The organism is Syntrophotalea carbinolica DSM 2380 (assembly GCF_000012885.1).
Lineage (GTDB): Bacteria > Desulfobacterota > Desulfuromonadia > Desulfuromonadales > Syntrophotaleaceae > Syntrophotalea > Syntrophotalea carbinolica.
The window spans coordinates 1367481-1380966 of sequence record NC_007498.2; the positions used below are offsets into that span (position 1 = coordinate 1367481).

The 13486-nt window shown below is 51.4% G+C and carries 6 protein-coding genes; 5 read left to right on the top strand and 1 reads right to left on the bottom strand.

The annotated features are described in order from the left end of the window. Positions 1 to 553: 553 nt before the first annotated feature. The 3 genes from prxU to katG all read left to right on the top strand — a co-directional run bounded on the left by prxU (position 554) and on the right by katG (position 6379). A complete protein-coding gene (prxU, locus tag PCAR_RS19030) occupies positions 554 to 1276 on the top strand; it encodes a thioredoxin-dependent peroxiredoxin (RefSeq protein ID WP_011340894.1) in 723 nt (240 codons plus the stop codon). A gap of 664 nt (positions 1277 to 1940) precedes the next feature. Then, positions 1941 to 3236, top strand: coding sequence for a GGDEF domain-containing protein (locus PCAR_RS17750; protein WP_011340895.1), 1296 nt, complete (start codon positions 1941 to 1943; stop codon positions 3234 to 3236). A 923-nt stretch (positions 3237 to 4159) separates the two neighbouring features. Next, the gene (gene katG, locus PCAR_RS06700) at positions 4160 to 6379 is read left to right on the top strand and encodes a catalase/peroxidase HPI (protein WP_011340898.1); all 2220 of its coding nucleotides are present in this window, start codon (positions 4160 to 4162) and stop codon (positions 6377 to 6379) included. Between the two features lie 257 nt (positions 6380 to 6636). Here the strand turns inward: katG and PCAR_RS06705 are convergent, their stop codons facing one another. Further along, positions 6637 to 9258 (bottom strand): autotransporter domain-containing protein, encoded by a 2622-nt coding sequence (locus PCAR_RS06705; RefSeq protein WP_011340899.1) that lies wholly within the window; start codon positions 9256 to 9258, stop codon positions 6637 to 6639. Between the two features lie 571 nt (positions 9259 to 9829). Here PCAR_RS06705 and PCAR_RS06710 point away from each other — a divergent pair. Beyond that, positions 9830 to 11242, top strand: a complete 1413-nt coding sequence (locus PCAR_RS06710) for a GGDEF domain-containing response regulator (RefSeq protein ID WP_011340900.1) — start codon at positions 9830 to 9832, stop codon at positions 11240 to 11242. Positions 11243 to 11473: 231 nt separating this feature from the next. Next, entirely contained in the window at positions 11474 to 13486 is a 2013-nt protein-coding gene (locus PCAR_RS06715; RefSeq protein ID WP_041531290.1) for a HEAT repeat domain-containing protein, read from the top strand.

The following is a 13486-nucleotide window of genomic DNA, read 5'->3' on the forward strand; positions in this document are numbered from 1 at the left end:
TGGGGAAGGGGGGCGCTGAGATGCTATTCACCTCGTACCTCCGCCCTGGAGGCAGGGTTCCTAAACATCATACTGAACCTGGATTGTTCAAAACTTCATGTTCAAAATTCACGAGCTTCAAGACAAGGGAAACCCGTCCGGTACGTCAGGCGGGTTTTCTTGTCCCGCAGGGCATTTTCCCTTTCTTCGGAAGATGCGGTACGCAGGCCCAGAAGATCAGGCGTTGCCCTTCCAAACAACTGCCTGGTCCCTTCCACCATTTTTTGCTTTATAAAGGGCTTTGTCAGCATATTTTATAAGATCTTCGATCTCCGATAGTGCCAATAATGCTAGTGCCAGAGCAAAGGTGACTACCAGGACGGGGCTATTGATATTTGTTTATTTTTCTTTTGAATAACGCTCTTCTAAGGGATGTTGGTTGTTGAGTAGGTGTAATTCTCACTGAGCATGGTACCTTTATATAAAAAAGGTCATGACTCATTGATAGGTTTTGCACTTACTGGAAAGTTCAGCCGTGGTTTTTTAGGGCCAACGAGGGGAAAGGAGGCAGAGAATGACTGAAAAGTCAAAAGCAGGATGTGCCCGGTCAACCGGCGGTCTGGTTGGCCAGAAAGAACCTGGAGAACAGAGAGAGGAAATGCAGCCGACGAAGGAGGTGAAGAAGATGGGGATTGAGCTTGGGAAGGAAGCTCCTGATTTTACCGCCCCTGCTTATTACAGGGGGGAATTCACGTCTGTGAAACTTTCGGATTTTCTGGGGAAATGGGTCGTGTTGTGCCTTTACCCAGGCGACTTCACCTTTGTTTGAGCAACGGAAATAGCGGCGGTCGCCGCTAATTACAAGAAGTTTCAGGATCTCGGCGTCGAAGTGTTGACCATGAGCATCGATAGCGTTTTTGTTCACAAAATGTGGAACGACAAGGAATTGTCAAAAATGGTGGATGGGGGCGTTCCGTTCCATATGCTTTCGGATGCAGGGGGCAAGGTCGGGATGGCTTATGGTGCCTACAACGAGGATGCCGGCGTGGAAAATAGAGGCAGATTCATCATCGACCCGGATGGAGTAATTCAGGCCTATGAAGTCCTGAGTCCGCCCGTAGGCCGCAATGTTAGTGAGACCTTCCGGCAAATCCAGGCGTTTCAGCTCATCAGGGCGACAGAAGGTGCAGAGGCAACCCCTTCGGGCTGGAAACCTGGTAAATTGACCCTCAAGCCGGGACCGGATCTCGTCGGAAAGGTTTGGGAAGTATGGAGTGTCGACATGGAGTCCGACTAGTCGAGAACTTCTGGAAGCTCATTCCGGACAAATTGTAACGACAGGTAGGTCGGCTAGCTTTATTTTTGGACGAGCCGTCACAATTGAAGAGGGTAGCCATGTTAAGGGTTGCCAAATGTGGTTGTGGGCCTTTCGTTTTTTATGACATTGCACGAGTTCCAAGACCAAGATGCCCCGTCTGGTTCGCCAGGCGGGGTATCTTGCTTAGGCAGGGATTGCGATAATCTGGCGGTCACACCCCATCCCTTCCCGACAAAAAAACTGACATAACTTGTCAGACATAAGTAGTGTACGCTCTCCGCATAGGCATATAAATATTATAGAGAGGAGTGTCTAGAAAACTAAGGGCGATTCATGGTCGGCGATATTTCGAAAAAACTGAGGTGTGGTATGCCACATTAAGTGAAGGCTACACTTGTGTGTCATGCCACCTTTTCGTCCGTCTAAAAGGACCACAATGTCGATAGGCTAACGTAGAAAGAAAACCAAGAGCATTTTTAGGGTTTTGTCCAAGTTCTTAATCTTATTAGTCAATATAGACACAAAAGCTTGGATATTGTGTTGACGGGCATAAGGTTGAAGCCAATGGTGCGATAATTGAATAGGTTACGATTTGTTTGACTGTACAGGGACAATTCTTTTGCCAGAAATAAAAAGAAAGCTCATGGATAATATCGACTATAAGGAATGTGAGGTTTTTTCACCCTCCTCATCTGATACGCGCTTCAAGATCGAATTAAACAAAGTTCCTATTGAATGGGATTTGGAAAACGGGAGTTTTACTTTTTTTGGGCTTGATTCGGCTCTTTTCTGGACAGACCCCTCTCTGGTTCGGGTTTTTGCGCCGCTTGCTGACGAGGTTGGCAGGGATCTCTTCCGGCTACTTGTGGCTCATTCATCCAGCCTGGGCACGAAAGAAGATTATCACTCGATGATAGGAAGTCTGGGTGATGGTTTTGCCGAGGGTTTTTTGGCCTGGGGAAAGGCGGTCTCCACGGCGGGTTGGGGTGTCTTTGAGATGCCCACATATGACCCGGTTGCCAAGGTAGCAACAGTGATTGTTAGAAACCCGGTTGAATTAAAAATCCAACGGAACCTACCCCCAGAAAAACGCTGGGGCTGTCCATCTTTGCAAGGCAAGATTATTGGGATATTCAACCATGCGTTCAGCGAACACTGCTGGGCAGATGACATCTGTTATTACGATGCGGATACTCCCTACGTCGTTTATCAAATCTACGGTTCTAAAAAAACTATTTCAGAGGAATTAAAAAATTTACGAAAGGAGCGAATGCTCTCTAGGGAGCGCGCCTTAACTTGTGAAGTAGAACGCAAAACTGAGGAACTCAGGCGGTCTAAGGAAGCCCTCGAGGACTATTCAAGGACATTGGAAGAGAAAGTTGCAGCCCGTACCTCCGAGCTTGAAACGATACTTGGGTTGCTTATGGCGGAAAAAGAAAAATTCAAGTCCCTAGCTGAAATCGATCCCCTGACCGGACTCTACAACCGACGTGCATTCTTCGGTCTTAGCGGGGAAATCTTAAAAAAGTATAGCGAGCTAGACCGGCCTATTACGGTCATCATGCTGGACGTTGATTCCTTTAAACAAATCAACGATGTCTATGGCCATTCGGTGGGAGACCAGGTGCTGGTAGCCCTGTCAGATCTGATAAAAAAAACATTCAGGGGGTCGGATGTCATCGGTCGTATTGGTGGTGAAGAGTTTGCCATTTTATGCCCCAATTCCGATTTTGTAAAAGATCGGGCGCCGTTAGAAAACCTGAGAAAAGAGATCGAGGGGTTTCAAATTTCAGCTGAAGGCCATGAAATCAAGGTTACAGTCAGTATCGGTGCAACTACCGGCAAGAAAACTGACGACCTGGGCGCACTTATCAAACAAGCAGACAAGATGTTGTACAGGGCCAAGGAGTCTGGGCGAAATTGCATTGTGTCCTCTTAGACGTTAAGCCGAAGAAAGATAGTATCAAAAATCACCAGTCATCAGACATGAAACGCCCGCCAGGTAAACCTACGGGCGTTTCTCGCATTGTAAGAGATGTAAAAATCATCCAGAATGGAGATTCTCGGCGGCCTGAAATCTTCTGGCATAACTTTTTAGAGAGTTTGACCTTTAACACGAAACAAATGTAGTTTGTTGGCATTTCATTTCGCTAGGACTATAAACAAGGGGAATATGACTTTTGACCACAAGCCATTTGTATAACTGCAAATGACTTTTTTAAGTTGAGTGCCAGTCGAGGCGCTACGCGCCATGCCTGGCGCACAACATAGAAACCCCGTCTGGTTCGCCAGGCGGGGTTTTCTCACAAGACAGGAATTCTTGGACTTCAAGGTTTTCCCGCCCAATGGAAAACTACAATTTATCCAGAATAATTTCCGCGACATATTCTAACCACAGCCAAGAGTTTCAAGGAAATCAGCGGTGATTTAAAGGCATGGCCTTTTGATTTCGACTTTGAAGAAATGTGGTTTTGTCCATTGAAAAGCACGAAAATTTGTTTACATTTTATTCATATGTCTGAATGTAAATCACACCGCTGCAGAATGCAGAAAGGAGTCGATATACCTAGCATTCATCAAAACCGTCGAGGCCAAAGTCCTTAAAATCGCCGGGATGACCGATGGGCTGAAAATACGGCCCTTTTACTTTTTTCGCATCGAAGGATGAGGCCTTCACCCGGCATGCTCTCCGGTTTTACGCACGCGAATTTATAGCTGTGAACAACGGCTGCTTCGGATTGTTTTGCCATGCTTCCGACCGCCGGGATTTACCGGTTGAAAGTCGCGGATAAAAAACAAACAGCGCACGTCACATGAATCCATGGTCATTTGTGCAAACCCAAATCAGAAAGGGGAACGGGGATGAGCGAAGACAGCAAGTGTCCGGTAACGGGTAAAACGGCCAAAACTGCCATACCCATGACCGGCAGAGGCACAACGAACCAGGACTGGTGGCCGAACCAGTTGAAGCTGAACATACTGCATCAGCATTCTTCCAAATCCAATCCGATGGGCGGGGATTTCAACTACGCCGAAGAATTCAAAAAACTCGACCTCGCTGCCGTGAAGCAGGATCTTTATGCCATGATGACCGATTCCCGGGAGTGGTGGCCGGCCGACTGGGGGCACTACGGGGGGTTATTGATCCGGATGGCCTGGCACAGCGCCGGTACCTATCGCATGGGCGACGGTCGCGGCGGCGCGGGGTCAGGCTCCCAGCGCCTGGCTCCCCTGAATAGCTGGCCCGACAACGTCAACCTCGACAAGGCGCGCCGGTTGCTGTGGCCGATCAAGCAGAAGTACGGCAGAAAAATCTCCTGGGCCGATCTTATGGTTCTGGCCGGCAACTGCGCCCTCGAGTCGATGGGATTCAAGACCTTCGGCTTCGCCGGCGGACGCGAAGATGCCTGGGAGCCGGAACAGGACATCTATTGGGGCGCCGAAGAAGAATGGTTGGCTACGAGCGACAAGCCCAAAAGCCGATATTCCGGTGATCGGGATCTGGAAAACCCTCTGGCCGCGGTGCAAATGGGCCTGATCTACGTCAACCCGGAAGGTCCCGACGGCAATCCGGATCCTGTGGCGTCGGGCCGGGACGTCCGCGAAACCTTCGCGCGCATGGCCATGAACGACGAGGAGACCGTGGCACTGGTCGCCGGCGGCCATACCTTCGGCAAGTGTCACGGCGCCGGCCCTGCGACCCATGTGGGCCCCGAACCGGAGGCCGCCCCCATCGAAGAGCAGGGACTCGGCTGGAAGAGCAGCTTCGGCAGCGGCAAGGGCGGCGATACCATCAGCAGCGGCATCGAAGGCGCCTGGAAACCGAACCCGACCAAATGGGACATGGGTTATCTCAAAGTGCTGTTCAAATACGAGTGGGAAAAGGTCAAAAGCCCGGCCGGAGCCTGGCAGTGGCTGGCCAAGGACGTGGACGAAGAGGACATGATCGTCGGTGCCCACGATCCGTCAAAAAAATTCCGGCCGATGATGACCACCGCCGACCTGTCGCTGCGCTTCGACCCGATTTACGAGCCGATTGCACGGCGCTATCTGGAAAATCCGGAAGAATTCGCCGATGCCTTCGCCCGCGCCTGGTTCAAGCTGACCCACCGCGACATGGGTCCCCGATCCCGCTATCTCGGCTCCGAGGTCCCGGCAGAGGAGCTGATCTGGCAAGATCCGGTCCCCGCCGTCGACCATGAGCTGATCGACGCCGCGGATATCGCCGATCTCAAAGTCAAAATCCTTGCGTCGGGGCTGTCGATCCCGCAATTGGTTTCCACCGCCTGGGCCTCTGCATCCACCTTCCGTGGTTCCGACAAGCGCGGCGGTGCCAACGGTGCGCGGATCCGTCTTGCGCCGCAGAAGGATTGGGAGGTCAACCAACCGGCGCAATTGAAGACCGTGCTGCAAACCCTGGAAGGGATCCAGCAAGCGTTCAATGGTGCACAGGCCGGCGGCAAGAAGGTTTCCCTCGCCGACCTGATAGTGCTGGGCGGCTGCGCAGCCGTCGAACAGGCGGCCGGGAATGCCGGCCACGATGTGACCGTTCCCTTTACGCCGGGACGCACCGATGCGACTTCGGAGCAAACCGACGTGGCATCCTTCTCGGTCCTCGAACCGGTCGCGGACGGATTCCGCAACTACCAGAAAGCCAAATTTGCCGTGAGGGCGGAAGAATTACTCGTCGATCGCGCCCAGCTTCTGACCCTGACCGCTCCGGAAATGACGGTTCTCGTAGGCGGTATGCGCGTTTTGAATACCAACCATGGAGGGACTCCCCACGGCGTCTTCACCGACCGTCCGGAAACCCTCACCAACGACTTCTTCGTCAATCTTCTGGATATGGGCACGACCTGGCAGCCAACGGCAGAGGACGCAGATATATTTGAAGGGTGCGACCGCGCCACGGGCGAACTCAAGTGGACTGGCACCCGTATCGACCTTGTCTTCGGTTCCAATTCGCAGCTCAGGGCGATCGCCGAGGTTTACGGTTGTGCGGACTCCGGGGAAAAGTTTGTAAATGACTTCGTAGCGGTTTGGAGTAAGATCATGAATCTTGACCGCTTTGACCTTGCCTGAACTTGAAAAAGACGTTTTCCGGGGGGCTGACAGCCCCCCTGGAAACATGCACTGAGACCGGAAGCTGAGGCGCCGAAGAAGCTCTGTCCCGATATCCCCGAGTCCTAAAACCCAGAAACCCCGTCTGGAAATCCGGACGGGGTGTTTCGTGTCGGAGGTGGGAGAATTCCAGAAAACCGGTAGGCGTTCAGCCAGACATCATCCCGAGACAAAAGCAAAACGGCCCTACCAGCATTTCTGGAGGGCCGTTTTTTGACTCAAAATGCAAAGTAGAAGCGTAGCCAGGCACTATGCGAGGTGGTTTCGTCTCCGAATTCTCCGCCGTAAGATAGCTCCGAGGAAAGTTGCTCTTTGCTGAATCGCACCGAGGCGGAAACCGTACCGGCAACATCGTCCTGCTCTGTTTTTACCGTCACCGGGCCACTGCCCGCTACCGATTGATTCACGCTCAGGTCGCTGTCGGTCAGGAGACAGCGTACCCCGGCCATCAGTGACGGAGCCATTTCCACTTCTCCGATCTGCATGCGGGTCAACCAACGTAGTGATGCCAGGGCGCGTACCTGATGTTCATCCATTGCAGAGCTGTGTACGTCCCATCCGGAATCATCAGCGTCGGTGGTGAAGCTGTCGGAATGCAACCACAGGTATTCGATGCCGGCTTCCGGTAAAAATATCTGGGTTCCGACGGGAATAAGGTAACCTCCAAGCAACGAGGTGTGTGCTCCGTAGCTATTGTAGTCGGCGTTTTCTCTAAGTTCGAGGTTAATGCCGGTCAGCCCTTCGTAATCATGCCAACCATAAAACCCGCCCAGTTGGCCGCGCCAGGTCCAATGGCCCCGGTTTCCCATCGACTGCACCCCTAAGGAGAGCACTTCCTGGTCTTCTCCGTCGCCGCTATAGCCGTTGCCTGTAAAATCGAGTCCGGCATGGGTGTACCCGAGATACATACCGGAGAGGGTGGATCCGGCCCGGTGTTCGATACCGGTGACGAAGCCAACCAGATCGGCATCGTAGCCGGCGGGGGACGCATCTTTGTCGATGTTGGCATAATAGGGGGTGAAAAAGACGTTGTACGGAGCTAACCGATATCCTCCGGTGGCATCGTTGGCAACCATAAGAGAATCTGCGTACGGTCCGGGTGTACGGTCGGTCAATTGATATTTTAAAAATCCGAGGGCGATACGTTGTCCGGCCAGATCGGAGGACAGGGTCACCGCATGCCGTAGCAGGTCCATGGCTTCCAATTGCGGAGAGGCTCCGGGACTATAGCCCAAGGATACCGTATCATCGGTGCTTGTGGTGGTCGACTGATCATGATAAAGGACGACGACATCGGGGTTAAGCGCGGAAGTCAAACCACCGAAGGAGCCGGATACCGTTCCGCCGTCGTCGGTATCAAAAATCCGGTATTCGGTGTTCATTTGGGGCGCGCTGCCGGCCGATGTTACGCTGAGCATCGCATCGTTCAGGACCAATGTGGCCCCCCCTGCCACATACAGGGAGCCGACGCTTGGATCGGCATCCAGATTGAGATTATAACTATCGATCAGCGATACGGACCCGGACATTACCGCAACCTCATAAGCTCTGCTTGCCCCGTTGGTCCGTATAATGCCGGTATTGGTCAATGATCCGCTGCCATCCATAACAATGCCGATGGCCACAGAGGTTAAAGAATCCGAAGCCGTGGCGGTCGCCGTAATGTTGCCGCTATTGAATACGTCGCCTCCATCGGTAACGATGCCGCCGGCCAAGGCGTGAGCCTCCCCGAAGATATCGGAAAAGGGGGCTGTCCCTGCGCCGCTACCGTAGGTGGCCGTCGTTATGATATCGCCGGTATTGGTCACGTCCCCGGCGGCATTCAGGCCGATCGCCAAAGCATAGGGCTCCGAAGAGGTTGCATTGGCAGTTCCACCGGTAGCGGTAACATTAATCGTGCCGCTGTTAGTGATATCGTTATCCGTGTCAATGCCGAAGCCATAGGCGGAGGCGTAGGCACCATCGGCGGCGGCGGAAGTTGATACTCCTCCAGTGGAGGTTACGGTGATATCCCCTTGGTTGGTCACGGCGCCTCTACTGGAAATACCGAAAGCTTCGCTTTCCGTTTCAGCGTAGGTGTCGGCAGTTGCGGTTCCGCCTACGGCGGCCACGGTGATTGATCCGTCATTGGTCACGGTGCCATAGGAACGGATGCCATACCCGTCGGCGTCGGCGTCTATAGAGGCATCGTCGGTTGCGGTTCCTCCGGTAGTGGTTACGGTAATGGCCCCGGAGTTGATCACGTTATCACGCGAATAGATGCCAAAAGTATCGGTATCGGCATCGTCACCGGCTATTGCAGTTCCACCGGTAGCAATTACAGTGAGTGCCCCTCCGTTGGTTACGGGGCCTAAGGAGTAAATGCCATAGGCTTCGACGTTTGAATCGGCCCCGGAGGAGGCCGTGGCGGTCCCACCGGTGGCGGTCACGTTAATGGCCCCGTTGTTGGTCACGGCTGCTGCGGCAAAAATTCCGTAAACTTCGTTTCCGGCTGCGGCTCCTGCGAGGGCCGTTGCCGTTCCGCCCATAGCGGTTATGCTGATATTTCCAAAATTCTGAATTTCTGTCGCGCTATTGGAATAAATACCGTAAGCATTGAATGAAACATCCTCGAAGCTTCCCGAGCCATCACCGTAGACTGTGAGTGAGTAGTTGTCGTAATTGATAAACGGTGAAACGGCCAGGGAGGCATCAATTCCATAGAAATCTTCACCGGGACTCAGGGTTTCGTTAACGACGAAATCCGCTGCCGCAGCCGGAGAAACGATTCCCCATAGCAGCCCGACCAGAAGTCCGCAAACCCCCAAAAACATACGCATCTTTTCCGGAAAAAATAGCATAAACACTCCTTTCCTCCGTCATGGACATGAATATCGAATTTAACATCCTTGGTAACAGCTTATCAGATAAAAATAACCGAACAACAATCCGGACATTCCTCCGGAAAAAAGACGGATCTACCTGATACGAGCGGTTGTTTTGCTTAAAAATCAGGATCTTTTCGGACTCTATTCCCCATTAACAGCCTATTTTATTCAGAACTTACTTCCTGGATATTTTGCTGACCACACGACAGCCTTAGGTCGAGAGTCCCCGCGAAATCAGCGCCGACTCGGACCAGACTGAATTTGCGGTTCCATATGCTATAGTTTTTCAAACCGTGAGTTTTTACAAAGGGACATAGCCACTAAAATCCGGAGAGGCATTTAACATGTGACCTCGCTCTATGCATGACTCGAACGGTGTAGGTCCGATCCGTTTACGCATCGCTCATTGCTGAGCCACGGCGATATGTTTTGCCGGGCGGCAGATTTGAAACACTGGGAAAATCGATAAATCCTGGAGAGAACGGAACTCTTAGGCTTACACGCTGATTCGGGCTGTTTAGCACGCAGGGAGGTGGCTTTTAAGGTGAGAAAAGTCCTCGTCATCGATCAACAGGTTTTTTCGCGGATCAAACTTAAAGATTCATTAAGTTCGGAATATTTCGTTCTTGAAGCAAACAACGAAAAAGAAGCGGTAGGCTTGGCGAAAACCAACCCTCCGGATCTGGTCATTTTGGATATGGAGATGTTGGGTGAAAACAGCTCCTCTGTTTGCAGGAAACTAAAGGAAACCCGGGAAACCAAGAATATTCCATTGATTTTGCTGTATACAAACGAGCAAAGGGATGACATAGCAAATGGACTGCATTCCGGAGCCGATGACTACCTGACGAAACCATTTAATCCGAATGACCTGCTTGCCCGAATTGAAATTCATTTACGCACAAGGGATTACTATGCAGATCTCAGAAAAATAGATCTGCTCATGTTGCTGGAATTGACGGAGATCATTTCCGTTACCAGAAATCCCAAAAGGATTCTTTCAATTATTGTTGAAAGGATGATTGAAACCATCGATGTTTCAAGATGCTCCATTATCGGCATCAACGACTTTGGTGAATTGCTTGTTATAGCCAGCAGCGATCTTCCGGAAAACAAGGAAATAAAGCTGAACCTGAAAAGATATCCGGAGATCGAAAAAGCCTTGTCTACCCAGCGGCCCATTGTGGTGCAGGACGTCAAAAGCAACCCCCTTATGAAATCCGTCAGGGAAAACATCAAGGACTTGCCGGATAATTCAATTTTTGTCGTACCGATCGTCAAGAAACAGAACGTTATAGGAACCTTTTTCCTGCGTACTGCATCTCCATTGAAGGATGGCATCACGGATAGAATTTTCAAACTGTGCCAGATCATCGCCAGCATTTCGGGGAATGCTCTTGAGAATGCGATGATCTTTGAATCCATGGAAACCAATAAAAAGCTCCTCGAGGAGTTGTCCGTCCGGGATAGCCTGACCCAGCTATACAATCACCAGTATTATCACACCCGCTTCGAAGAGGAGTTTTCCAGGGCGCAACGCTATGATTTGCCATTGTCCTGCATTTTCTTCGACATCGATGACTTTAAAAAAATAAATGATCGCTATGGCCATCTCACCGGGGACATGGTGTTGCGGCAGATTGCCCGACTGATCAAAAAGCTGCTCCGCAAAAGTGACATTTCGGCCCGTTATGGGGGAGAAGAATTCGCCATATGCCTGCCGAACACAGGAACTGATTCCGCGAACCAATTTGCCGAAAGGCTTCTGGTGCTGATCAGGGAGCTTTCCATCCAGCAACTCAAGGGGGAACACGTCACGGTCAGCATGGGAACCTCGACTTACATGAACAACAACGTGGCCTCATACAGGGAATTGATCCAGCTCGCTGACAAGGCCATGTATCAGGCAAAGGAATCGGGGAAGAACCGGATCTGTTGTGCCAACATATTGTCTTGAGATTCCCCAAATTGTCGGCAGAAGCTCATAAGTCGAAATCACTCATCCCGAACTGACCCGATCTACGGGGTAAGGTCAAGTGATATGGAGCATAAAAATAGCGACATGAATTTCGACACAAGGGTGCTATCGAATTTTATATTTGAATTGAACATCTCACTTCGACTTGTAACGACCTACCCCCCAAATCACCCCCTCATCACTTCGTCCATTCGAAAGGTGCTGGACCGGTTGCGAAAGTTGCTTGAATTCAGGGAAAAGATATCCCTGGCCGTCGCCCGCGACTCGCTGATGGTTGAATATGCCCTTTTGGATTCCCAAAATCCGGTATTCAGAAAACTTGCTAAAATTTTGTTCGATCGCGACATCGCTTCCATCACCTTTTTCAAGTCGGCCGATGTCGAAGAGATCCTCCGATTCAATGAAACCATGTCATGCAAGCGTGATGACCTCCGGGAGATGGGGGGCGTAAGTCGGGCCGTCGAAGAAGCGGGCATTCGCAATATCGTCGTTCAGGAAATCAATTACGGAAACTTTTCCACCACGGAAGAAGACAAAATTGTCCTTCCCGAAGGAAAAAACAGTAAATCGACGGAATCGACGCTCTGGGAAGATTTTGCCCATGGCATGCTGGAGGGGTCGCTTAACCCGACCGGCGGCTTTGCGACTTACGCCAACATGTCGGATCCCGGAGTGCTGGCGGAAATGATGAACATGTATGAGGAACAGCCCGGTTCCAGGGAAGATAACTATGCGGCGGCGATTGCCTCATTCGTGGGTGAACTGGGCAGGGAAGGGGGCGATATCGCATGCCACACGGAGTCGCTTGATAAGCTGAACTCATTTGTGAGCAAGTTGAATCCGGCTATAAGAAGACAATTTCTGAACGGCGTTTTTACATGTCCCGGCCTCAGCCAGGGTGCCACCAGGGAAATTCTGGAAAAATTCCCTGACGATATGATCCTGGAAGCGCTCCGGGACATCAACGCGCGCTCATCCTATATCCCACCCGTTACGGTCAGCCTGCTGCAGAGGTTGTCGAGTACCTCTTCGATGGAAAACGGCAGGAAAACCGTCTCTTCGGTAGCAGAAATCGAAGGGGAGGAGCACCTGGCCGAGAAAATGCGCGTTATTTTCCGGGAGGATAAAAGCGACGAGTTTGTCCCCCAGACCTATCAGAAAGCGCTCCGTTCCATAACCTCCATGAAAACCGTGTCCGTGCCTGAATTGGAGGAAATCGGAGATTTACACAAGACACTGCAGGGTCATGCCATTGAAACCCAATTTTGTAAGGTCGTTCTTGAGGCCATGCGTGTGCCTTCGGATAAGTGCAGGCCAGCTTCTCTGGAACAAAATTTTCTTGCTTTGCTCCACTATTTTCTTGAATCCGGGGATTTTTCTTTCCTGACCGAAATATACGAACAGCTGGAGTCGGTTGATCAGGCGCTTTTTCCCGAAGTGCAGAATATTTTTACGGACGCCAAATTTCTGAATGCGGTTCTGGACCAGCTCGATATTTGTGAAAAATCGAAGCGTTCCGATATTCAAAACCTGATTGCCCGGATCGGAAAGCCCTTTGCGGAACCTCTACTGGAACGTCTTGCCGAAGCAAAGAGCAGGTCGCAAAGACACGCGTACATGGCATGCCTCCTGGCTCTTGGCGGACAGGTAAGGGATGCCGCCGTTGCCAGGCTCTCCGACAGTCGCTGGTTTTTTGTCCGAAACCTGATCACCATTTTGCGTGAACTCGAGGACTCCACTGTGCTTCCCCATATCCGCCGCATCCGGGACCACGGCCATCCCCGTGTCAGACAGGAGATAATAACGACATTCCAACAGTTCAGCCATGTTGAAGCGGACCGGATGCTGCTGCACGATTTGCGTAGCAGTGAACAAGACGTGCGGCTGAGTGCGATCCAATTGGCGGAAAAAAGCTGCGATATGACGGTTTTCGATGAACTCCTCGTATGCTTTGACAAAGGCGATTGGGAGACCAAAAGTGCCACTGTTCGCACGCTCGCCCGGATCAGGAACGATCGGGCACTGCCATCGCTGATGCACTATGTCCGAACAAACCACCTGCTGCGCCAGAGCGCGCATAACCGCGTGAAGATCGAGGTCATCAATACATTCCCTCAATACGGGGCCGAAAATGTCGTGCCGTTTCTTGAAGAACTGGCCTTGAGCGGCCAGGATGATTTGGCAAATCAAGCAAAGAAACTTTTAGAATCGATACGGGGTTGA